Annotated in this window: 14 protein-coding genes; 11 read left to right on the plus strand and 3 right to left on the minus strand. The window is 36.1% G+C overall.

All coding sequences use genetic code 11. The features are described from left to right. Positions 1-178 precede the first annotated feature (178 nt). Entirely contained in the window at positions 179-3112 is a 2934-nt protein-coding gene (locus VB796_RS22185; RefSeq protein ID WP_323348786.1) for an FAD-binding and (Fe-S)-binding domain-containing protein, read from the minus strand. 522 nt (positions 3113-3634) lie between these two features. Between VB796_RS22185 and VB796_RS22190 the strand changes: the two genes are divergently transcribed. The 11 genes from VB796_RS22190 to VB796_RS22240 all read left to right on the plus strand — a co-directional run bounded on the left by VB796_RS22190 (position 3635) and on the right by VB796_RS22240 (position 24702). Next, entirely contained in the window at positions 3635-6682 is a 3048-nt protein-coding gene (locus VB796_RS22190; RefSeq protein ID WP_323348787.1) for a SusC/RagA family TonB-linked outer membrane protein, read from the plus strand. A 122-nt stretch (positions 6683-6804) separates the two neighbouring features. Then, a complete protein-coding gene (locus VB796_RS22195) occupies positions 6805-8343 on the plus strand; it encodes a RagB/SusD family nutrient uptake outer membrane protein (protein WP_323348788.1) in 1539 nt (512 codons plus the stop codon). A gap of 108 nt (positions 8344-8451) precedes the next feature. Further along, a complete protein-coding gene (locus VB796_RS22200) occupies positions 8452-9057 on the plus strand; it encodes a hypothetical protein (protein ID WP_323348789.1) in 606 nt (201 codons plus the stop codon). A 50-nt stretch (positions 9058-9107) separates the two neighbouring features. Continuing rightward, on the plus strand, positions 9108-11495 hold the full coding sequence (locus tag VB796_RS22205; RefSeq protein ID WP_323348790.1) for a TonB-dependent receptor: 2388 nt from the start codon (positions 9108-9110) through the stop codon (positions 11493-11495). 5 nt (positions 11496-11500) lie between these two features. After that, positions 11501-12640: a DUF4249 domain-containing protein gene (locus tag VB796_RS22210; RefSeq protein ID WP_323348791.1), complete on the plus strand. Its 1140-nt coding sequence runs from the start codon at positions 11501-11503 to the stop codon at positions 12638-12640. An 8-nt stretch (positions 12641-12648) separates the two neighbouring features. Beyond that, entirely contained in the window at positions 12649-15897 is a 3249-nt protein-coding gene (locus tag VB796_RS22215) for a VCBS repeat-containing protein (RefSeq protein WP_323348792.1), read from the plus strand. A gap of 57 nt (positions 15898-15954) precedes the next feature. Then, complete coding sequence (locus VB796_RS22220; protein ID WP_323348793.1) at positions 15955-19254, plus strand: VCBS repeat-containing protein; 3300 nt, start codon at positions 15955-15957, stop codon at positions 19252-19254. 76 nt (positions 19255-19330) lie between these two features. After that, a complete protein-coding gene (locus VB796_RS22225) occupies positions 19331-19531 on the plus strand; it encodes a hypothetical protein (RefSeq protein WP_323348794.1) in 201 nt (66 codons plus the stop codon). Then, positions 19524-19862: a type II toxin-antitoxin system RelE/ParE family toxin gene (locus VB796_RS22230; protein ID WP_323348795.1), complete on the plus strand. Its 339-nt coding sequence runs from the start codon at positions 19524-19526 to the stop codon at positions 19860-19862. The genes VB796_RS22225 and VB796_RS22230 overlap by 8 nt, the downstream gene beginning before the upstream one ends. A gap of 54 nt (positions 19863-19916) precedes the next feature. Then, positions 19917-23252, plus strand: a complete 3336-nt coding sequence (locus VB796_RS22235; protein ID WP_323348796.1) for a VCBS repeat-containing protein — start codon at positions 19917-19919, stop codon at positions 23250-23252. Between the two features lie 127 nt (positions 23253-23379). Next, the gene (locus VB796_RS22240) at positions 23380-24702 is read left to right on the plus strand and encodes a sugar porter family MFS transporter (RefSeq protein ID WP_323348797.1); all 1323 of its coding nucleotides are present in this window, start codon (positions 23380-23382) and stop codon (positions 24700-24702) included. A gap of 182 nt (positions 24703-24884) precedes the next feature. Here the strand turns inward: VB796_RS22240 and VB796_RS22245 are convergent, their stop codons facing one another. Together VB796_RS22245 and ubiE are read right to left on the minus strand one after the other, a co-directional pair. Next, complete coding sequence (locus tag VB796_RS22245) at positions 24885-25646, minus strand: porin family protein (RefSeq protein ID WP_323348798.1); 762 nt, start codon at positions 25644-25646, stop codon at positions 24885-24887. Next, positions 25595-26317, minus strand: coding sequence for a bifunctional demethylmenaquinone methyltransferase/2-methoxy-6-polyprenyl-1,4-benzoquinol methylase UbiE (gene ubiE, locus VB796_RS22250; RefSeq protein ID WP_323348799.1), 723 nt, complete (start codon positions 26315-26317; stop codon positions 25595-25597). The genes VB796_RS22245 and ubiE overlap by 52 nt, the downstream gene beginning before the upstream one ends. Positions 26318-26431: the final 114 nt, after the last annotated feature.

Below are 26431 nucleotides of genomic sequence, written 5' to 3' on the forward strand. Positions count from 1 at the left end.
TTAAAATGAATATTTACGTCGATGAAAGAACAATTAACAAACAAAAATTTGGACAACAACTTGGACTTTTCTAAGTTTACAAATAATCAAAAAAGTCAACCTATTTTAGGACGGGACAAAATGATGAGTTTATGAGTAGTAAGTTCATGACTTAAAACTCATAAACTCATGAACTTACTTATACCAATGCTTCAAACAAAATTTCCACAGCGTGTTTAGCAGTTCTACCAGTTCCATCGTGGATTTGGTGACGGCAACTTGTTCCAGAAGCAGCAATAATTACATCGTTGGCTTGTTGGCGAATAGTTGGGAAAAGTACCAATTCTCCAACCTGATTTGAAAGTTCAAAATGTTCTTTTTCATAACCAAATGAACCTGCCATTCCGCAACAACCCGATGGAATAATTTGAACTTCATAATTGGTTGGTAATGAGAGGCTTTTCTTGGCAGGAACTAAACTTGAAAGTGATTTTTGTTGACAATGCCCATGCAATTTTACCAAACGTTTTTCGGTCGTAAAAGCACTTTTTGAAATACGTTTTGCATCAATTTCTTTGGCAATAAATTCTTCCATCATGAAGACATTATTGGACAGTTTTTTAGCATCTTCTAATAAATTTTCATCCACTAAATCAGGATATTCATCACGAAAAGTTAAGATTGCCGAAGGTTCAATGCCGACCAATGGAATATCTTCTGAAACCACATTTTTCAATAAACTCACATTCTGATTTGCCAATTTTTTAGCATCATCCAAAAGCCCTTTTGATAACTGCGGACGACCAGATTCCACGTGATTTGGTACGATGACTTCATAACCCAAACGGTTCAATAATTTCACCGCTGTAATGCCAATTTCTACGTCATTATAATTAGTAAATTCATCCACAAAAAGATAAACTTTTCTTTGCGTTTTTGTGCCTTCGTGGCTTTTAAACCAATTTTTAAAAGTTTTCTTCGCCAACAAAGGCATCGTTCTATCAGGGTGAAAACCAACGATGTTATTCGCAATTTTACGTAATGCAGGCGTATCAAAAACTAAATTATAAGCCCAAGGGATATATGAAAATAAGCCTGATAATTTAGAAAAATTTCCTACTAAACGACTTCTGATTGGTACACCATTTTCTTTGTAATATTGGTGTAAAAACTCCATTTTCAATTTCGCAACGTCCACATTCGACGGACAGTCAGATTTACAACCTTTACAAGCCAAACACAAATCAAAAACCTCCTTGATTTCTTTATGGTCGAAACGGTTAGCTTTATCAGAATGGGTTAAGAATTCTCTCAGGATATTGGCTCTTGCACGAGTAGTTTCTTTTTCGTTGCGAGTAGCCATATAAGAAGGACACATCGTTCCACCCGAAAGATGTGTTTTACGGCAGTCGCCCGAGCCATTACACTGTTCGGCGTGTTGTAAAATATCTTGGTCGGTAAAACGGAAAGTTGTTTCAAACTTAGGTGTTTGTTGCCCAGGCGTATAGCGTAAAAACGTATCCATCGGAGGCGTATCAACTACCTTATTTGGGTTAAAAATATTATACGGGTCCCAAATGCGTTTTACATCCTTCATCAACTGATAATTGTGTTCGCCAACCATTTGCTTGATAAATTCACCACGTAAACGTCCGTCGCCATGTTCTCCCGAAAGCGAACCGTTGAACTTCTTAACCAAAGTCGCAATTTCTTCGGCAATTAATCTAAACTGCTTATTTCCTTCAACCGTCTTTAAATTAATGATTGGTCGAAGGTGAATTTCTCCAGAACCCGCATGAGCATAGTGTACACAATACAGATTGTTTTTATCTAAAATTTCATTGAATTCACGGATAAAATCAGGTAAATCATTCACATCAACGGCAGTATCTTCAATAACGGCAACAGCTTTTTCATCACCAGGAAGATTTGAAAGTAGCCCTAAGCCTGCTTTACGCAAATCCCAAACCTTTTTGGTATCAGCACCATAAACCACAGGAAAATGATAACCCAAACCAGCAGCACGCATTTCTGCTTCCATGGCAATTGCTTTGGCTTCAATTTCTGCATGAGAATCTCCACGTAATTCAACCACCAAAATCGCACCTGGGTCACCTTGTACAAAGAAACGGTTTTGGCTATGTTCTTTATTCGCTTTAGTACATTCCAAAATATAATGATCCATCAATTCCGAAGCCGACGGTTTATATTTCAGGGCAATCAAATTTGCTCTTAGTGATTCATCAATAGTATTAAAGTGCCCACAAACCAAACCAATTTCTGGTGGTGGCATATCGTTTACGTGAAGTTTTATTTCCGTCAAAAAACAAAGCGTACCTTCTGAACCAGAGATTAATTCGCAAAAATTAAACGGTTTTCCTCCTTCTGTAAATGGTTCGCAGTTTAGTAACATATCCAAAGCATAACCAGTATTTCGTCTTTCAATACTTGGTTTTGGAAATTCTTTACGGATTTCAGTTTGGTTTTCTGGTTTAACCAGAATGCTGTTCATTTCTCGGTAAATTTTTTCCGAAAGCGTCGCTGTACCATTTTTTCTTTCGGCAATGGCCAATAGCTCCTGTAATTCACCGATATTAGAACTCTTGAATTCAACCTCAGAACCATCCGCTAAAATCCCCTTTACTTCCATCACGTGTTCACGAGTAGAGCCATATACCACCGAATTTGAGCCACACGAATTATTGCCAACCATTCCGCCAATCATGGCACGGTTAGCCGTTGAAGTTTCAGGGCCAAAGAAGAGTCCGTACTTTTTCAGCTCCATATTCAGCACATCACGGACAACGCCTGGTTGCACACGTACCCAATGTTCATCTTTGTTTACTTCTAATATTTTAGTAAAATTTTTAGAAACATCCACCACAATTCCATTTCCTACAACCTGTCCTGCTAAGGAAGTTCCCGCTGTTCTCGGAATAATGGATGAACCATTTTCACGAGCAAAGTTGATTAATGTTTTAATATCATTAATCGTTTTAGGAATAGCCACCGCTGTCGGCATCTCACGATACGCTGAAGCATCCGTTGCATAAAGTGTTCTCATTACGGTATCATAATGGAGTTCACCTTCTAAGTTAGTGGCAAGTTGAGCGAGTAAATTGTGATTGGTCATTTTGGATTATACTAAGAATTATATTACGTTTCTAAGTTCTATTTTTACACATCAAAATTACCAATAAATTTAATCTGATGTTAGTATAAATATTTTTTAAGGTAGTTTATGTTGGAATAATGCAATAAAATAAAAATATAGGACAGGTAATTTTGTGGCATTATTCATTAAAAACGACGATAATAGATACTTTTGCAAACTTTTGCAAACACTGTTCTAATATGTGCTAAACTTTGCAAAGTCGAAATAAGTACAATTTCTTAGATTCAGTTAATGATGGAGTAAATAAAATTTTTTCAAAAAAAAATTGAATTATAGAAATTTTCTCTCCTATTTTGTAAGATAATTTTAAAGCAATTTCATATTTAGTCTTGTGAAAATGCCAATTTGCCTAACCCACGTCACTTCTTACTTAGGTAAATGCTTTGGTAGTTTTCACTCATAACTTGCGGAAGAGCAGTTATTAAATATGTGGATGTTTGTAGTTTTTCATTAACCATTTTCCAATCTTAACAAAACCTTATGAATAATCATTTTTACAGATGGTTCGGTCGCTCAGTGCGACAGGGTGTAGCATCAAAGTCTCTTTTGAAGACTGCTTTGATGGCTATCACTATGCTTGTGTCTATAAGCATCTATGCTCAGGACAAAACAGTTTCGGGTAAAGTAACTGATAAAGGAGACGGTTCAGGTATGCCTGGTGTTTCTATTTCAGTAAAAGGTTCAAACAAAGGTACTCAAACGGATATCAATGGTGCTTACAAAATTGCTGCTCCAGCTAATGCTACTTTAGTTTTCTCTTTTGTAGGTTATGGAAAGCAAGAAGTTGTGGTTGGTGCTCGTTCTGAATTAAATGTAGCTTTAGTTTCGGAAAATAAGGCTCTTGACGAAGTTGTTGTTGTTGGTTATGGTACTACTACCAGAAAAGACGCAACAGGTGGTGTTACTTCTTTAACTGCTAAAGACTTTAACCAAGGGGTTATCGCTTCTCCAGAGCAATTATTACAAGGTCGTGCTGCGGGTGTTCAAATGACTCCTAACAGTGGTGAGCCAGGAGCGGGTATTAACATCCGTATTCGTGGTACTACTTCAATTCGTTCAGGTAATGGCCCATTATACGTAGTTGATGGTATTCCTTTAGACGGTTCAAGTACAGTTGATGGTGCAGATGGTAGTGCAGGTTTCGGTAACGTTGCTGCTAAAAACCCATTAAACTTCATGAACCCTTCAGATATTGAAAGTATTTCAGTATTGAAAGATGCTTCTGCTGCTGCTATTTATGGTGCAAGAGGTGCAAACGGTGTAGTTTTAATTACAACTAAGAAAGGTAAGTCTGGTCAGAGTAACTTGAACGTTTCAATCGGTACAAGTATCGCTTCAAACTATAAAAACTATGACGTTCTTTCTACAAGTGCTTTCTTAACAGAAGCTGCTAAAGCTGGTTTGGATGTTAATAACAAAACAATCAACGCAGGTTCAAGCACTAACTGGCAAGACCAAGTATATCGTACAGCTGTTACTCAAAACTATAACTTGAGCTACGGTGGTGGAAATGATGCAACTAACTATTTCTTCTCTTTAGGTTATAACGACCAACAAGGAACAGTTAAAGGAACTTCAATGGGAAGAGTTACAGCTCGTATCAACGCAACTCACAAGTTATTTGATAACAAAGTGGTTTTAGGTGTTGCTATGACAACTTCTCAAATTAAAGATAAAGGTGCTGCAACAGGTGGTGACATCGGTTTTGAAGGTAACGTAATCAGTAGAGCTATTCAAACTAACCCTACTTATCCAATCCTTGCTGCTGATGGTTCATACTTTACAAATGGAACTCCTGCTTTCCGTAACCCAGTTTCTTTATTAGAACAAATCAACATTGGTGGTAGCACTGCAAGAACTTTGATGAACATCACTGGTACTTGGAACATCACTAAAGATTTAACTTACAAAGCTAACTTTGGTTTAGATAACTCAAATGGTGTAACAAGAACAAGTGTTCAACCAAATACGCCAGGATTTAGCGTAAACATTCCAAATAACCAAGGTTATTCAAGAATTGCTAACCGTTATATCACAACCACTACAATTGAACATACTTTGAACTACAAAACTGTTCTTGGTAAATCTAAAATTGATGCGATTGCTGGTTTCTCTTATCAGAAATTTGAAAACCAAAGTAATTATGTTCAAGCTCTTTACTTTACTTCTCCAGCTGGTTTCGACTTATCTAACAACCTTAACTTTGTTGATAATAGCGGTACTCAGAAAGCATTCTCAGGAGGTTCTGCAAAGTCTCAGTATGACTTACAGTCTTATTTCGGTCGTGTAAACTATTCATTCAACGACAAGTATTTATTAACAGGTACGCTTCGTGTTGATGGTTCTTCTAAATTCGGTCTTAACAATAAATATGGTTATTTCCCATCAGTTGGTGCTGCTTGGCGTTTATCGAATGAGTCATTCATTCCAAAAGAGATTTTCTCTGACTTGAAATTGAGAACTAACTGGGGTATCACAGGTAACCAAGAGTTCCCTACTAATACTTCATTGGCTACTTACGCTCCTAACTCTGGTGCAGGTGGTATTTCTAAAGAAAACGTACCAAACCCAGACATTAAATGGGAATCTACTACTGCTTATGGTGTAGGTCTTGACTTTGGTTTAATGAAAGGAAGATTAACAGGTACAGTTGATTACTTCAATAAAAGTACAAACAACTTGTTATTCCCTTTTGCTGCACCACAACCAGATGTTGCAACAACAAGATGGGCAAACATTCCTGCTGACATCAGAAACACAGGGGTTGAATTTAGCTTAAACTACCAAATCTTAGCAGGTACTAAGTTAGGTTGGGATGCAAGTGTTAATACTACTTTCTTGAAAAACGAAGTGGCTAAATTAGACGTTGCTACTATCCAAACAGGTAACTTATACGGACAAGGCTTATCAGGTGTATTTATCCAACCAATCACACAAGGATATCCATTATATGGTTTCTTCTTGAATGATTTCAAAGGATATGATTCAAACGGTAATACAATTTTGTCAGCAGAGAAATCATACAAAGGAAGTCCATTCCCTACAATGGTTTGGGGTTTAACTAACAACTTTACTTACGGTTCTTGGAATGCAAGTCTTTTCATCAACGGTCAGTCAGGTGGTTATATCTATAACAACACGGCAACAGCTGTATTGAACAGAGGTTCATTGAAACAAGGTAACAACGTAACTCCTTACACATTGTCAAGCACAACTGGTCAGGCTTACGGAGATGCTCCAGTGGCATCAACATTCTATTTAGAGAAATCTGATTTTATCCGTATCTCTAACTTGTCAATCGGTCACACAGTTAAGTTACCTGCAAACAGCTTTGCTAAATCATTGAATATCTCATTGACTGGTCAAAACTTGTTGTTGATTTCTAACTACTCAGGTTTAGACCCAGAAATCTCTAACCCAGCTGCGGCAAGAGGTACAGGGGCTAATGCTATTCCTTCTTTGGGTATTGACTATATCTCATATCCAAAAGCAAGAGCATTTACTTTGGGTGTTAGTGCTAATTTCTAATATTACTTAAATTTTTTAAAGAAATTTAAAACCTCATTATTAGACTAATCGTTAATAAATATAATTATTGATAGACAATCTATCAGTATTCCATTTTATTAAAAATTATATAAGATATCAAAATGAAGAACATTAATAAAATAGTTATCCCTTCACTAATCACAATATTGATGACAGGGACAATTGGATGTAGTAACTTAGATGACGCAGTTCTTGACCGTGTATCTGAAGTTTCATCCGTACAACCAGATTTACAGTTAAAATCTGCTTACCAAACTTTAGGAACTTTTACTGACCAAGCCGCAATTTACGCTTTGACAGAGCATCCATCTGATGAGATGCAAGGACCAACAAGAGGTGCTGACTGGGACGATAACGGTAGATGGAGAAACTTACATACGCACACTTGGACAAACCAAAGTGATGACGTATTGGCTGCTTGGAATAACTTAAACAGAGGTCACGCTTTAGCTAACGAAGTGTTAGGTAACGCAAAAGCTACTGCTAAGCAAAAAGCAGAAGCTAAGTTTATCCGTGCATTCTATATGTACTATACAACTGACTTATTTGGTCAAGTTGCTTTTAGAGATTTAGCTAACCCAGGTGCTTTACCAAAGGCATTGAGTCGTAAAGAAGCTGCTGCTCAAATCATCGCTGATTTGAAAGAAGTTAGCTCTCTTTTAGATAACGCTACTGGTGCAAATTCAGGTTTAGCAACGAAAGAAGCTGCGGCTTTTCTTTTGGCTAAAACATATTTGAATAACGCTGTATTTACGCAAGACCCAAATGCTGCAGCAGGTCCATTTACTTTTGCTGCTGCTGATATGGATGCGGTAGTTTCAAATGCTGATGCTATCATTAATTCTGGTAAATTCTCTTTATCAAGTAATTATTTTGATAACTTCCACTATGATAACTCTTCAAAATCAAAAGAGTTAATCTTTGTTATTCCAAATGAGAAAGGTGCAAGTAATAACAATGGTTCTTCTCCAAGAAACCGTTATTATATGACAACTCACTACAACCAAACTCCATCAGGTTGGAACGGATTTACAACTTTAGCTGACTTCTATAACAGTTTTGATAAAGCTGATAGCCGTGTTGGTGCATCAATTCCAGGTGTAACAGATGTGAAAGGTTTACGTGCAGGTTTCTTGATTGGTCAACAATTTGGAGCAGGCGGAGTTGCTTTGACAGATAGAACTGGTAAACCATTAGTGTTTACTTCAGCTATTGACATCAAAAATGCTAATGAAACTGAAGGTGTACGTGTAATTAAGTATATTCCAGATTTATCTGATATTGATTCTCCAGGTAATGACTATGTATTCTTCCGTTATGCTGACGTGTTATTAATGAAAGCTGAAGCATTGTACAGAAAAGATAAAGCTTCTGCTGCTGCTTTGACAATCATCAATAACTTGAGAGTTGCTCGTGGAACTAAAGCTTTAACTGCTTTGACAGATGCTGACATCTTAGCTGAACGTGGACGTGAAATGTATTGGGAAGGTTGGAGAAGAAATGACCAAATTCGTTTTGGTACATTCTCAGCTCCAGTACAAAACCGTACTGCTGCATCTCCAGCTTACCGTGTTGTATTCCCTATTCCACAAAGAGAATTGGAAATCAATCCAAACTTGAAGCAAAACATTGGTTATTAATCAATAATCATTTGCAACATATTCAATCAAAAAATGCTCGTTTTAACGGGCATTTTTTGATTAAACATAAAACGTAATTTTACCCAATTAATATTAAACAGTAAAAAAATGAAGAAGTGCCTTAGTTTATCTTTCCAATATTTCGCAATATTAGCAATGATAAGTTTTTGTACTGCTTGTTCATCTACAGAGAAAGAGCAGGAGGAAATGTGCGAAAAGGTTTATCAGTCTTTGAAGGATAATCAATCTAAAATTATTATTAAAATGAATGGCGAAAAGTTCTACAAAGAAGAAAGTATTTTTGGAGGACATTTAGAAATTCTGGAAAAAAACGTGACAATCAGTTATTATGACCAATTTGACAGTAATGTGATGATTCACTTTGGTGGAAATAAATGGTATGCCGCAAGACCAATACGTGTTCCTGTTATCTTAGAAAGTGGATATTCTTCAAATGTGATGATTGGAAGAATGAAAAATAAAGCCAAGAAATTGGGTGAAGGCTATTTGATGGCATCTGGATTTTTAACCTTAAAGTCATTTACGAAGGATAAAATAATAATGATGATTGAGGGTAAAGCAAAAAAGTATCCTAAAGTAGATGAAACAAGCCCAACTTATGATGTTAAAGGTTATTTTATCAGTAAAAGACCTAAAATAGATTATATAACAGTTGATGAAAAAGCAACATTTTATGAAAAAGTTGAAAAATAGAAAATAATGAAATAATAGTTCATACTTACATTCTATCAAAAAAAGAAAAGATGAGAACTAATGGAGGAATAATATTTTGGCTTTTACTTTTTTTAGGAAATGGGTTGTATGCACAAAGAACTACCTATCTACTCAGAGGAAATGTAAAAGATGCCAGCACGGGGAAGGTTTTAGCAGGGGCAGCTATTGCCTTAGATTCACGTAAAACAGGTGTAGTGAGTGATTCATTAGGAAATTACTCATTGAGATTGCCCGAAGATGAATATGTTGTGAGAATTACTCACGTTGGATACAAACCCTTTCGATTATATGTGAAATTTAATAAAAATACAGTTATTGATGCTGTTTTAGAAGATGTCACAAGGCAATTGGAAGAAGTAATTGTGTCCAGTGTGGCTACACGTAAAGATATTTTATCACCATCTTTGGGCGTTTCTTTATTGAGTATGAAAGGTATCAAGAAAATTCCTGCCATGATGGGGGAAGTGGATGTGTTAAGAAGTTTACAAACACTTCCAGGTGTTTCGTCAGTAGGTGAGGGAGCAAACGGATTAAATATTCGGGGTGGTGCTGTTGACCAAAATTTAGTTTTTATTGATAACACGCCCATTTTTAATCCAACGCATCTTTTTGGTTTATTTTCCATTTTTGCTTCCGATGGTATTCGAGAGTTAGAACTTTATAAAGGTGGAATACCTGCTCGTTTTGGAGGTAGAACTGCCTCGGTTTTGGATATTAAAATGCTCGACCCAAATCTGGAAAAGTTTAAAATGAGTGGGGGAGTTGGGCCAATTTCTAATAGAGTATTGCTTGAAATTCCAATAATTAAAAATAAATTATCAGTATTGAGTACAGCCAGAATTTCCTTTAATGATTTTTGGTTCAAATTGTTTGCTCCTGATAATTTAAAAAATACTCGTGCGAACTTCTATGACGTCGCCAATAAGGTTTATTACAAGCCAAACGCAAAGAATACAATTTCGTTGAGTTCATATTTTAGTCAAGATTTTTATCGAGTAGATTCTTTATTTAGCCTTGAAAATGTGATTGCGAAGCAGACGGATTTTAGATATGGACACACAAATTTATCGTTGAAATGGAACAGATATATCAGTGAAAAAGCCAGTTTTGAAGTCGTTGGAGCGTATAGCAATTACAAAACTGTTACGGAATCACCTGATTCAATCAACCGAATTGAATTACGAAATAATATTCAATATCAAAATCTTAGGATTACTTACGATTATGCTTTGGGTGAAAAGCACAAAACCAATTTTGGCTTTAATGCCGTAAGATATGATTTGAATCCTGGAATTTTGAATAAAGACATTGTTTCTAAAATTTCAAGCCTTGAATTAGCAAAAGAGCAGTCGATGGAATTATCACTTTTTGTCGATGATGAGTTTAAAGTAAATAATAAATTGACACTCCAATTTGGTTTGAGATATACCCAATTTTTAAATCTTGGACCTTCGCAGGTTAGAAAATATCAAGAAGGCGAGCCTCGTTCATCGGTTACCTTGCTTTCATCGGAACAAAAAGATGGAATTGTAAAAAGTTATGGAGGTTTTGAACCCCGACTTACCGCAGTTTACGTGCTTAATACTGTGACTTCATTGAAGTTTGGGTATAATAGAATGCAACAATTTTTGCAGATAATTTCTAATAATACAACGCCATTACCGACTTCTCGTTGGAAAATTGCGGACGAAAATATTTTACCCCAAACCAGTGATTTTTTATCTTTAGGGTATTTCAAAACTTGGAATGATAATGTTTGGGAAGCTTCTTTAGAATCCTATTTTAGAGATACACGTAATGTAATTGACTATGTTTCAGGAGCTAATTTACAACTTAATCAGACTTTAGAGACACAGCTTTTATCAGGTCGTGGACGTTCTTACGGAACAGAATTAATGATTTCTAAAAAGAAAGGTGAATTGACAGGTTGGTTTAGTTATACGTATGCGAGGTCGTTTCAGCAAACGAATGGGCAATATCCTGAGCAACGAATTAACGGTGGTAATTGGTACGCTTCAAATTACGATAAACCACATACGGTAAATATCGTTTTGAATGCACAACCAGACAAACACAATAGCTTTTCGTTCATTTTTGCGTATAATACAGGGCGACCATTTTCATCGCCTACGGGAACATACACGCTTGATGGTCAGCAACTTCCATTGTATCTTCAAAGAAATAATGATAGAATTCCTGATTATCACCGTTTAGATTTTTCTTGGACGATTACCAATCCGAGTATGAAGGAAAAGCGTTGGGAAGGTAGTTGGATTTTTACGGTTTATAATGTTTACGGACGTTCAAATCCTTATTCTGTATTTTTTACCAACGGAAAAGAAGGAACAAAAGTGTATCAATTAAGTGTATTTGCCTCTCCTTTAGTTTCATTAGCCTATAACTTTAAATTCAAATGACCGTCATGAAGCGTTTATTCTATCTTTTTGCTCTGACGACATTGGGAATGTGGTCGTGTGTAACCGAAATACGTGATTTTGAACAGATTAGTAATGATGCTTTTCTAACGGTAGAAGGTTCTTTGTCGAATCAAATTGGCTCTCACCGAGTAACAGTATCAACTTCATCGCCAAGTTTGAGCATTAATATTGAAAATATACCCATTAAAGGTGCTGACGTTTTTATAACGGATAACAAAGGAAATAGAGAAAATTTGACAGAATTAGTAGATGGAATTTATGAAACATCGGCTAAATTTCAAGGAGTTGTAGGGAATATTTACACGCTTCACATTAATTTGAGAAATGGCAAAAAATATGAATCAACGCCTGAGAAATTAATTGCAGTTCCTAATATTGATAAAGTCAATACCAATTTTACGGTAAAAACGAATTATCCATTAACGGATGTTAGAAGTGTTGGTTTTGACATTTCAGTTGACTTTAAGGATTCCCCAGAAACGGGGCAGTATTATCAATGGAAATGGACGCACTATGAAAGAACACTATTTTGTGCGAGTTGCAATATTGGCTATGATTATAATTTAGGCAGATGCAGTTTAGTACCAAACTATCCCTACGGACAGTCATCGCCAGAGTTGATAAATTATCTGTGTGGTTCGCAATGTTTTGATATTTTAACCAGTTCAACTTATAATATTTTGTCTGATAATCTCTTGAATGGTCAAGAAATTAAGAACTATCCAATCATGAGAATTCCTTATGACGACAGAACAAACTATTATTTGAAAATTGAGCAAAGAGCTATTTCTGAGAAAATGTATCGTTATTACAGAAGTATAAAAGACGTTACACAAAGCTCAGGGACGCTTTTTGATGTTCCTGCCGAAACACAGTTTAGTCCAAATATCTTCAATGTTGATAACAGAGATGAAAAAATATTAGGTCTTTTTGAAGTTTTTGGTTCGGATAAACGCATTGTTTACATTGACCGCCAAGTTGGAACAGATGGATATAGTCCCGTTAAACCACAAATTGCAGGTAGAACTTTACCACCGCCGCCAGGAGCAATTAGTGGGCCACGAGCGTACTGTATTGAGGGAAAATATAGAACCACCAGAGAGCCAGAGGCTTGGAAAGATTAACCATTAAAATGAACATAAAATCAAGTACATATTTATTTTTAGGAGGATTTATTTGCTTTTTGGTTTCCTGTAAAAATGAAAAACCACTTTTTGAGAAATTAGAAGCCGATAAATCTGGGATTGAGTTTGCCAATATCGTAACAGAATCGGAGGAGGAAAATATTCTCAATTATGAATATTTTTATAATGGTGGAGGTGTTGCATCTGGCGATTTCAATAATGATGGCTTAGTAGATTTGTATTTTACTGGAAGTCAGGTAGATAACAAACTGTACTTGAATAAAGGTGCAAACTTACCATTTGAGGACATTACCGAAAAAGCAGGCGTAGCAGGGCGAAAAGGTGCTTGGAAAACAGGCGTTAGTGTAGTTGATATAAATGCTGACGGTTGGTTGGATATTTACGTTTGTTATTCGGGATTACGAGATTCAACGTTACGCAAAAACCAACTTTTTATCAATAATAAAAATCTAAACGGTTCGTCGCCACGATTTACAGACAAAGCCGCCGAATATGGTTTAGATGATTCGGGTTATTCTACGCAAGCGGCATTTTTTGATTATGATTTAGATGGTGATTTAGATTGCTTTTTGGTCAATCATAATTTGGCAGGTTATCAACGAAAAGAGGCTTCAGTCATGCGAAATGCGTATGATTATAACGCAGGTGATAAACTGTTCAGAAATGATGGAAATAATCGATTTGTGGATATTTCTAAAGAATCGGGTATAAAAAGTAATCCGCTCGGTTTTGGTTTGGGCGTGATGATTTCGGACATTAATCAAGACGGTTATCCTGATATTTATGTAACCAATGATTATGTAGAAGACGATTATTTGTACATCAATCAGCGTAATGGTACTTTCAAAGATGAATTGCGTGAACGAATTGAACATACTTCGTATTCTTCAATGGGCATTGATATTGCTGACATAAATAACGATGGTTTGTCTGATATTTTTACGTTGGATATGTTGCCAGAAGACAATGCCCGACAAAAATTATTGCTTTGGGCGGATAATTGGAATACGTATCAGGCACAATTACAGAATGGTTTTTGGCACGCTAATATGCGTAATATGTTGCAAGTGAATAACGGAAATGGAAATTTTTCGGAAATCGGGCAATTAGCAGGAATCTCAAATACAGATTGGAGTTGGGGAACGCTTTTGGCGGATTTTGACATGGATGGCTACAAAGATATTTTCGTAACCAACGGAATCGGGAAGGATTATACCAATGCCGACTTTATCAAATATTACAATGACGAAGAAGCAAACGGTTCGAGAAAACCATTTTTAGAGCATTTGAAACAAATGCCGACGAGCCAAACCAAGAATTATATTTTCAAAAATAATACAAATCTGACCTTTACAAATGCCCAAAAAGATTGGGGATTTGACCAAGCAACGGTGGCGAGTGGTTGCGTTTATGCTGATTTGGATAATGATGGCGATTTGGAACTCATTACCAATAATTTGAATGAACCATCTCGGATTTATAAAAATACCCAACAAGAAAATAACCCGAAGAATTTTGTCAGAATCAAGCTAAAAGGCTCGACTTTAAATCCTTTTGGTATTGGGGCAAAAATTGCGGTAAAATCGAATCAGAACATTCAAACGCAGGAAGTTTCGCCAACGCATGGTTTTCAATCGAGTAGTATTGGGGATTTACTTTTTGCCCTGCCAAATGATGTTAAAAATTGTGATGTTGAAATTAAATGGGTTGATGGTAAAACGCAGAAATTATCAAAAATTTCAGTAAATCAATTACTTACGATTGATTATGCAAAAGCTACTCATGAAAATATAACGCCAGCAAATCCTAAAAATGGACTTTTAACTGCTACTGAAAGTTTAGATTATCAACACATCATCGCACCAATTAACAATTTTGACCGTCAGGTGATGTTACCAACGCATTATTCTTACACAGGGCCTAAAATGGCAGTTGGTGATGTTAATTTAGATGGAATCAATGATGTGTTTATTTGCGGAACAACAGAGCAAACAGGAGGCTTTGTTTTGGGAAATAAAACGAATCTTTTGAAACTGAACGCTCAGCAAAAACATAATAATCAAGACGCTGTAATTCAAGACTTTAACGGCGATAAATTTCCTGATTTATACATTGCTAACGGTAATTATGCCAATGCTCAATTTACCGAACAAAACGATGAATTGTGGTTAAATGACGGAAAAGGAAACTTCAAGCAGTCTCCTTTATTGGAAGACCAAACAAATAGTTTATGCGTAAAATCACTTGATTTTGACCGTGATGGAGATATGGACTTATTTGTGGGTGGACATATAAAACCCAATCATTTTCCATTTTCAGAAGAAAGTTTTCTGCTCAAAAATGATGGAAAAGCCCATTTTACAAAAATCCCATTGGGCGATTTAGGCTTAGTGACTGATGCAACCGTTACAGATTTGGATGGTGATAAATTTGAAGAAATCATCGTAGTGGGGGAGTGGATGTCACCAATCGTCTTAAAAAATACGAAAGGTAAACTCACTCAATCACTCAATCACTCATTCGCTCATTGTGCTGGTTGGTATAACACTATTGAAAAAGCTGATATTGACGGAGACGGTGATGAGGATTTTATTTTGGGAAATCTTGGAACAAATACCCAAGTAAGAGCAACTGAAAATGAGCCTGCTTCTCTAATTTATAGTGATTTTGACCAAAATGGAACGACTGATTTTTTTATGAATTATTACATTCAAGGGAAATCATATCCTGCTTATTCTCGTGATGAAGTTGCGGAACAAATGCCCATTTTGAAAAAGAAATTCCCTGATTATAAGACGTTTTCTGAAGCAACAATGGAGCAATTTTTTGATGGAAATGTCTTAGAAAAAGCAAATAAAAAAGAAATAACAACGCTCAAAACCTTAATTTTGGAAAACAAAAAAGGCGAGTTAATTATCCACGAATTACCAATTCAAGCTCAAAATGCCCCAGTTTACGCCATTTTAGCGGAAGATTTTAATCATGACGGTAAGAAAGACCTTTTGCTAATGGGTAATAATAGCAAATTCCGATTGAGAATTGGAAAAGTTGATGCCAATACTGGAGTAATGCTTTTGAACAAAGGTAATTTTAATTTTGAGTCAATGTCAACTCAACAGTCAGGCGTGTATGTGCGTGGTGATGTGAGGTCGGTGAAACGAGTTGGTAAAAATATATTAGTTGGCGTTTGTGAAGGGAAGGTACAAGTATTTAGTAACGCAGACTTCAGTCTGTAAGTTGAAAAATACAGACTGAAGTCTGTGTTACGTTAAACAACCATTTTTATAATACAAATGAAAAAAATATTCCTTTTGCTTATCGGAACTGTTACTTTTTCCTGTAATCAAAAAAACTCAGATACCCTTTTTGAGGAATTGCCAGCGTCAGAAACAGGCGTAGATTTTGCCAATAAAAGTCTCGAAAAAGATGATTTTAATATTTTCAGATACCGTAATTTTTATAACGGTGGTGGTGTAGCCATTGGCGATGTAAACAATGACGGTTTTGCGGATATTTTCTTGACTTCCAACTTTGAAGACAATAAATTATACCTCAATAAAGGCAACAAAACGTCTATTCAGTTTGAAGATGTAACCAAACAAGCAGGAATTATTGGGAAGAAATTTTGGAGTACAGGGGTAACTTTCGCCGATGTAAATGGCGATGGTTTTTTGGATATTTACGTTTGTAATTCAGGCAGTAGAGATGCCAGAGGAAATCAATTATACATTAATAATGGCGTAAAAAATGGCAAGGTAACTTTTACCGAAAAAGCCAAAGAATATGGTTTGGAAGACGGTGGTTTTTCTACGCACGCTGCCTTTTTTGACTACGACCGTGACGGCGATTTGGATATGTATTCGCTCAATAACAGCTTTACACCGATGGATAGATTGGGTTATGCTAATCTAAGAAATGAGCGTGATAAATTGGGGGGAGATAAATTGTTCAGAAATGATAATGGACATTTTACCGATGTTTCTGAAGCAGCAGGGATTTTTGGAAGTTTAATTGGCTTTGGTTTGGGCATTACCATTGGCGACGTAAACAACGATAACTGGTTGGATATTTATATTTCAAATGACTTCTATGAGCGTGATTATCTGTACATTAATCAAAAAAATGGGACGTTCAAAGAGGATTTAGAGAACCAAATGCCACACATTAGTTTGTCGTCGATGGGAGCGGATATTGCGGACATTAATAACGATGGGAATTTGGATATTTTTGTGACAGATATGCTTCCAGAGGGGGACGAAAGACTGAAAAAGACGACTACTTTCGACGGTTATGACCTCAATGAATTTAAAGTAAAGCAAGGCTATCACCACCAATCTGCTCGGAATATGTTGCACGTCAATAATGGCGATGGAACATTTTCTGAATCAGGGGAATTGGCGGGTGTTCACGCTACCGATTGGTCATGGGGAGCATTGATGTTTGATATGGATAATGACGGTCAAAAGGATTTATTCGTGGCAAATGGTATCAATAAAGACTTGACCGACCAAGACTATGTGGCATTTTTGGGAGACGATAAAACCAAGCAACAATCTATCCAAGACCCAAAATTCAATCCCAAAGATTTGATAAATAAAACGCCTTCTACACCGATTCCAAATTATGCTTTTAGAAATTTAGGAGGATTACGTTTTGAAAATGCCAGTCAGAATTTTGGACTGGATAGAATGGGTTTTTCAAATGGTTCTGCTTATGGCGATTTGGACAATGATGGCGATTTGGATTTGGTGGTAAACAACAATAACGACCCCGTTTCTATTTACCGAAATAAAGAAAATGAGACTTTAAAGAATCATTATTTAAGAGTAAAATTGAAAGGAACGGCTAAAAATTTAGATGGGATTGGTTCTACCGTGAAAATCTACCAAAAATCACAATGCCAAACGCTTCAACAAATGCCAAACCGTGGCTTTCAGTCTTCGGTTGATTTGACTTTAAACTTTGGTTTAGGGCAAAACGCAGCCATAGATTCACTGGTAATTGTTTGGAACGACGACAAAAAACAAGTCCTTAAAAATCCCAAATCAGACCAATTATTGGTGCTTGATTATAAAAATGCCAATCAACTTTTCAAATTCCAACCTTTAGTAACGTCATTGCCATTTACGGATATTACAACACAAACGCTTGATTTCAAGCACGTTGAAAATGACTTTGTGGATTATAATCGTGACCTTTTACTGAAACAAAAATACTCAACGCAAGGACCAGCTTTAGCAATTGGCGATGTCAATGGCGATGGTTTGGACGATACTTATATTGGTGGTTCTCAGGGATTTGCGAAGAATTTGTACATTCAGCAAAAGAATGGAAAAATGCTTCCTGCCAAAACTGAGGCGTTTAATCGGGATAATTATTTAGAAATTGTTGATGCTCTTTTCTTTGATGCCGATAATGACAAAGACCTTGATTTATATTTGGTGACGGGCAGTAACGAATACAATCCAGACGATTTACAACTCCGTGACCGCCTGTATATGAATGATGGAAAAGGAAATTTCATCGAAAATGCTAATCTTCCTGCCATTCTCGCCAGTGGTTCATGCGTAAAAGCAGGCGATTATGATAAAGATGGCGACCTTGATTTATTCATCGGTTCAAGATTAACCCCGACTTTGTATGGCAGAAATCCAGAAAGTACGCTTTTGAAAAATGACGGAAAAGGGAATTTCAAAGACGTGAGTAAAACCGTTTTGGGCGATGCCCGAAATTTGGGAATGGTAACGGATGTGGCTTGGTTGGATGTCAATGGTGATAAATATCCCGAATTAATTTTGGTGGGCGATTGGATGTCAGTAACGATTCTGAAAAATGAAAAAGGGACTTTCAAGAAAGATACTGATTCTGAAGTTCCTGTTTCAAACGGTTGGTGGAATTGTATTCAACCCGCTGATATAGATGGCGATGGCGATACAGATTTTGTGTTAGGCAATTTGGGACTAAATCATAATTTTAAAGCCTCTGAAAATGAACCAGTTGAGTTACACGTCAATGATTTTGATAAAAACGGAACAACCGAGCAAATCATCACTTGTTATCGTCAAGGAAAAAGTTGTCCTGCCATTTTGAAAAGCGATTTACAGAAACAAATTCCAACGGTAAAACAGAAGTTCTTGAAATTCTCTGATTACGCAAAAGCATCAATCAACGATTTGTTTTCGGATGCCCAAATGGCAGGAAAAACCCTTCAAATGGTGAATAATACGGAATCTTCGTTTTTGATTAATGAAGGAAACGGTAAGTTTTCACTCAAAGCGTTACCACTCGAAGCCCAAATTTCACCCATCAATAGCATTCAAATTGTCGACTATAACAAAGACGGCAATCAAGATATTTTGTTAGCAGGTAATTTCTTTGATAATATCCCAGAAGTTGGGCGATACGATGCCAATTACGGAATTATTTTAGCAGGAAAAGGCAAAGGGAAATACGACGTTCAAACCTCAAAACAAACAGGTTTTTTTACCAAAGGACAAGTTCGTAAAATGCGTGTTATCAATAGTTTAGGCGGTAAAAAAGAAGTTGTTTTGGTGAAAAATAATGAGAAAGCTCAGGTGTTTGGGTTGAAGTAATTATAATGTTTGTCAACTATCAATTTAAAAGGTATTTTTACCGTTATTTAAGACAGATTAATCGTAAATATCAGCTATGGATTTACTCATAAATATACCCGATAAAGAAGTCCCTTTTTTTATGGAACTGCTCAAAAAATTTGACTTTGTGAAGGTCAAACAAACAGAAAATACACAAGTTTTAGAAGGACTTGAGCGTAGTATTAAACAAATGAAAAGTATGCGAGAAGGTAAAATGTCTAAGCCATCAATTTCAGAACTATTTGATAATGAATGAATTATTGATAACGTTCACACCTGATTTCAAGCGTGAGTATAAGAGATTAGCTAAGAAATATGTTTCTCTTGATTCGGATATGAAAGAATTCATTGAGGAGTTGAAGGAAACACCGACACTTGGTACACCCTTAGGCAATAATGCTTTCAAAATTAGATTAGCAATTTCGTCGAAAAATAAAGGAAAATCGGGTGGAGCAAGAATTATTACTTATTTTCTCTCTGAAGACAATGAATTGTATTTACTATCAATTTATGATAAATCTGAGCATGAAAGTATTTCGGATAAAGCTATAAAGTCATTAATTGAGAGTTTATTAGATGAAAAATAAAATATTTAAAGCTCTCATTTTGAGGGCTTTATTGTTATGAAATAAAATATTTGAATGAAGTTTAAAATACAATATATCCTAATCACCATTTTCATCCTCATATTTCTTTCCTGCCAAAAAGGAACAGAAGACATAAAGCTGTTTGAAAAAGTACCCAGTTCGGAAAGCAATATCACTTTTAGCAATAATTTAAAAGACACTAAAGACTTCGGTATTTTGGATTATCTCTATTTTTATAATGGTGGAGGTGTTGCTTCGGGTGATATAAATAATGACGGTTTGGTGGATTTATTCTTTGTTTCCAATCAAGGAGAAAATAAATTATACTTGAATAAAGGTGATTTACGCTTTGAAGATATTAGCCAAAAAGCAGGTATCAAAGGCAATGCCAATTGGAAAACAGGCGTAACAATGGCAGATGTCAATGGTGATGGGTTTCTGGATATTTACGTTTGTGCCGTTGGGAAATATAAAAATCTCAAAGGACGAAACGAGTTATTCATCAATAATCAAGACGGCACTTTCAGCGAAAAAGCCCAAGAATATGGCTTAGATTTCTCTGGTTTTTCAACCCAATCTGCTTTTTTCGACTACGATAAAGACGGTGACCTCGATTGTTTTCTGCTAAATCATGCCGTACATACGTCACGCTCGCATGGAAATATCAGTACACGTACTGAAAGAGATGCTGATGCAGGCGATTATTTATTTGAAAATGTAGATGGGAAATTCCAAGATGTGAGTGCAAAAGCAGGTATTTTTCAGGCAACCATGGGTTACGGATTGGGCGTTGCCGTTGCTGATGTAAATAATGATGGTTGGGAAGATATTTATGTTTCCAATGATTTTCACGAAGATGATTATTTGTACATCAATCAAAAAAATGGTGATGGTTCGTCACGACGATTTGTAGAAGAAAGTAGAACCCGAATGAAACATACCAGTCGGTTTTCGATGGGGTCGGATATTGCGGATATTAACAATGATGGCTTTTTAGACGTAATGACTTTGGATATGTATCCCGAAGACGAAACCGTTGAGAAGAGTTCAGCAGGCGAAGACCCATTGGATATTTTTCTTCACAAATTAGAGTTTGGATATTTTTATCAGTATAGTCGCAATTGCTTGCAATTGAATCAAGGCGGGCGAAATTTTATTGATATTGCCGCTTTGGCGGGTGTTGTTGCTACCGATTGGAGTTGGAGCGTTTTGATGAATGATTTTGACGGCGATGGACTGAAAGATATTTTCGTTGCCAACGGAATAGTGCGTCGCCCGAACGACCTCAATTACATAAAATACACCATCGGCGATAATCCACAAAACGGTTTTGACCAAAAGGCTTTGCAATTAATGCCCGATGGCAAGGTGCATAATTACTTTTTCAAAGGAAATACTTCGTTACAATTTGAAGATAAATCTATGTCTTGGGGATTTGAGGAGGCAAATATTTCTAATGGAGCAACGTATGCCGATTTGGATAATGATGGAGATTTAGAAATTATCACCAATAATATCAACGAAGAAGCGACGATTTATAAAAACCAAAATATTGAAAAACTACAAAATACTTTCTGTAAAATTAATCTGAAAGGAGAAAATAAAAACACGTTTGGGATAGGAGCGAAGGTAATAATCAAAGCCAATGGCATTGAACAAACTCAGCAAAATATGCCAACTCGTGGATTTATGTCGTCAGTTGCTCCCATTTTGACTTTTGGTTTAGGGAAAAATACCACGCTGATTGATACCGTGAAAGTAATTTGGGAAAGTGGTAAAGTACAAATTCTGACAAAAGTAAAACCGAATACCGTTTTGACTTTGAATGAAAAAGATGCTTCTGTCGTAGAAAACGCTGTTAGGGTTAAACCCACAGTGGAACTGCCTGCCTGCGTTAATTGTACAATTTTTAGTGAAGTTGGCAACAATCTAAACATCAATTTCACCCACAAAGAAAACCAATATTTCGATTTTACACGAGAGTCTCTCATGCCATTTAAAGTTTCAACGGAAGGGCCTAAAATGGCAATCGGCGATGTAAATGGTGATGGCAAAGACGATTTGTATGTATGTGGAGCGAGGAATCAGGCGGGAGAATTGTTTTTGCAAAATTCTTCGGGATTTTCTCTTTCTAAACAAGTAGGTTTTCAAGAAGATGCCATCTTTGAAGATGTGGACGCTGTTTTCTTGGATATTGATAACGACAAAGACCTTGATTTATACGTCGTTTCGGGTGGAAATGAGTTCTTGGATAATATGGCGGAACAATTCGACCGTGTGTATATCAACGATGGAAAAGGGAATTTTACAAGAGATAAAAATGCTCTTCCGCCCATGTTCACGAATAAATCTTGCGTAAAACCTTTTGATTTTGACAAAGATGGAGATTTAGACCTTTTTGTGGGTGGACGAGTTGTTCCTTTTAATTATGGAAAATCGCCCAAATCATATCTCTTAGTAAATAATGGCAATGGTTCATCTCCACGATTTACGGATAAAACCGTAGCATTATCTCCAGAATTACAAACCGCAGGAATGGTTACAAATGCCATTTGGGCTGATACCGATAAAGACGGAGACGCAGATTTAACGGTAATTGGTGATTGGATGCCAATTCAAACCTATCAAAATAACAAAGGTAAATTCACAAAAGTAGATAATGGATTGACTAAAAATACAGGTTTTTGGCAAGGAATTGTAGCCAATGACTTTGATAAAGACGGAGATATTGATTTTGTCGTTGGAAACTTGGGAACGAATACCAAATTTAGAAAAAATCCAACGGACAATATTTTGAAAATGTACGTCAAAGACATTGATAAAAACGAAAGCGTAGAGCAAATTTTGGTGTATAATCGGGGAGAAAAATGGTATCCAATTGCCACGAAAGACGAAATGGGTAAGCAAATCCCAAGTATTATCAACAAGCATTTTACCGATTATTCGCAGTATGCAGGAAAAGAAATTAGCGACTTATTGACTTCCAATGAATTGGACGGAGCAGAAGAAAAACAAGTAAATACCTTTGAATCGGTTTATTTGGAAAATTTAGAAGGAAATAAATTTAAGTTGAAATCACTGCCAATTTTAGCCCAAACGTCTAAGGTAATAACCTTATTATTAGACGATTATGATGGAGATGGTTTTAAAGACGTAATCGTTGGGGGTAATTTTTATGGCTCAAATATGTACCAAGCTCGTTATGACGGCAGTTACGGTTTAATCCTTAAAAGTGACGGAAAAGGTAATTTTAAATCAATTATTCCAGCCCAAAGTGGTTTGCTATTAAATGGCGAAATGCGTGATATTCAGGCAATTAAGGTGAATAAATTGCCTTATTATTTGATTGCTCGAAATAATAATACTTTACAGGTTTTTAGAAAAAAGTAACACAGACTTTAGTCTGTAAGTAGTGTGAAAAGAACAGACTTAGTCTGTAAATAACATACCAAGAACTTATTGAAATCTGTAACAAATCCCCAAAAAATACAGACTAAAGTCTGTGCTACTAATCACAATGAAAAACAAAAAACTTATTCTTTGGTCGCTGACGGTTGCGTTGAGTGGCTTTTTATTCGGTTTAGATACCGCAGTAATTTCTGGAGCAGAACAAAAAATCCAAGCACTTTGGTCATTGAGTAATGCCCTTCATGGTTTTGCTATTGCCATTGCTTTGTACGGAACCGTATTTGGAGCAGCTTTTGGCGGTTGGTTTGCCGATAAATTAGGAAGAAAAAAGGCTTTGTTTTGGCTGGGGGCATTGTTTTTTGTGTCAGCAGTAGGGTCGGCAGTTGCCCAAGACGTTTATACTTTTATGGTTTTTCGTTTTATTGGGGGCTTGTGTATTGGAGCGTCTTCGGTGGTTTCACCTTTGTATATTTCAGAAATTGCACCCGCAAAAAAGCGTGGTTTTTTGGTGGCTTTGTTCCAATTCAATATCGTTTTCGGAATTATGATTGCCTATGTTTCTAACTACTTTTTCCAAGCAATGGGTGGCGAAAGCGATTGGCGTTGGATGTTGGGAATCGTCGGAATTCCATCTATAATTTTCACAGGATTAACCTTATTGATTTCTGAAAGTCCACGTTGGTTAATTCTCCAAAAAAATGATATTGAAGCTGCAAAAGCCGTTTTAAATGAAATTGACCCAGAAACTGCCGATAAAACATTGGCGTCAATTCTTCAATCTCAGCAAAATAATATTAAGTTGGGCAATGTGACTTTCTTTTCAAAAAAATACGCCTTCCCGATTTTATTGGCATTTTTAATGGCATTTTTTAATCAAGTTTCGGGAATTAATGCCATTATTTATTATGCTCCGAGAGTTTTTGAAATGTCTGGTTTAGGAAAAGCAACGGCTTTACTTTCATCGGTAGGAATTGGACTTACTAACTTGATTTTTACGATGTTAGGGGTGTCTTTAATTGACAGATTTGGTCGTAAAACATTGATGTACATCGGCTCAATTGGCTATATTATTTCATTGAGTCTGATTGCTCGTGCATTTTACGTAGAACAATTTGACGGCATGACTTTCTTTGTATTTGCCTTTATTGCGGCTCATGCCATCGGTCAGGGTGCCGTAATTTGGGTATTCATTTCTGAGATTTTCCCAAATGAAGTTCGTGCTTCGGGACAAGCTTTTGGTAGTTTAACGCACTGGGTTTTTGCGGCAATTATTACCAATATTTTCCCATACTTTGCAGGTCAATTTGGAGGAACGCCTATTTTTATGTTTTTCACCGTAATGATGATTTGCCAATTATTATACGTGTGGTTCTTGATGCCAGAAACAAAAGGCGTGGCTTTGGAGGATATGGATGTGAGAATCGGACATTGATTTATTTAGTGAGTTGTGATTGAGTGATTGTTTGCAATAATATTCCAATTTTCAAGTCAATAAAAATGGCTGTTAGGAACTTTAATTTCCTAACAGCCATTTTCCTCTAAACTCTAAACTCTAAACTCTAAACTCTAAACTCTAAACTCTAAACTCTAAACTCTAAACTCTAAACTCTAACATCATTCAAACATCAAAAATAACGTAACTGTATGAGCATTAAGTCTTTGAATATCTCTTGCGTAAGCATTATTATTAGTGGGAGGAATAAACATATTCGTTAATCCATGCGAGAATCTTAATTCTGGAGTGAATTTAAAGTATTTGAAAAACTGCTCAAATCCAACGCCGTATTCTAGTGATAAATCTCCCGTTCTGGTATCTAACTTTTTGGTTGAAGCAGCATTTTTTCTAACATTTGCCTCGATTCCAATCTTCACACCTGCATCTACAAACATTCTTGAATTCCCTCTTCGCTGCGATTTATATTTCATCAAAAGTGGAATTTCCAACCATGTTGATTCTCTCAATTCTGCTGGAAAATTAGGAGAATTAGTAAAGCGATAATCAACTTCACGACCGTACAAAGCAATATTCAAACCTGTTTTAAAATCAAAGCGGTCGGTTAATTTAAAATTGACCAAACCTCCCACCTGAAAGGCAAAATTTCCTGGTGAAACAATCGTAACCGAAGAATCAGACGTACTGCCCGAACCGAAATTTTTACTATGATAAACATTAAATCGAGACGACCCAAAGCCAAACAAAAAGCCAAAATGGACAATCTTATCATCGTAAAATTCATCATAAATTCGCTTATACTCATATCGTTGAGCATTTGCCTCATTAGATAACCCGATGACGAAAATACAAGAGAGAACAGTAAAGAAAATTACTTTCTGCCTATATAAATGGTACTTATTCCAAAAGTAAGTGGTAAACATTGCGTTTGGGTAAAGCCCGCACGTTGGAATATCTTTATAAAATCGCTTCCCTCTGGAAATGCCTGTACTGAATCGTACAAGTATGTATAAGCTGAAGTGTCTTTTGATACAATTTTACCAACTGTAGGCAGAATGTTTTTAAAATAAAAATTATACAATTGTTTCATCGGAAACCCTTGTGGCTTTGAAAATTCTAAGACCATGCACGTACCGCCTGTCTTCATAACACGGCACATATCGGTTAAGCCTTTTTCGAGATTCTCAAAGTTCCGTACTCCAAAACTAACGATGACCGCATCGAAAGTATTGTCTTCAAAGTGTAATCTTTCCGAATCACCTTTCTCTAAAGTAATGACAGAATCCATGCCAAGTTTTTTGATTTTCTCACGACCAAAACTTAACATTCCTTCCGAAATATCTACGCCCACAATTTTATCTGGTTTCAATGCCAAAGCCTCAATGGCAAAATCACCAGTTCCCGTAGCAATATCCAAAATAGTTTTTGGCTGAGCTTTCTTTAATAATTTAATGGCTTTTTTACGCCATAAAATATCTATACCGCCACTCAATAAATGATTCAAAAAATCATATTTTGGCGAAACATTATCAAACATTTGAGCTACTTGCTCTTTTTTAGAAGCATCCTGCTCTTTATATGGTAATACTGTCATGGTATGAATTGATTTTGATTAGCGAGTAGAACAATAACTCATAGCATTTTGCTAAAACCTAATTTCTAAAACCTAATCCCTTTTTTACAAAATTACAATACACTTATTAGATAA

It is taken from the genome of Arcicella sp. LKC2W, from assembly GCF_034931005.1.
In the GTDB taxonomy this organism is placed as follows: domain Bacteria; phylum Bacteroidota; class Bacteroidia; order Cytophagales; family Spirosomataceae; genus Arcicella.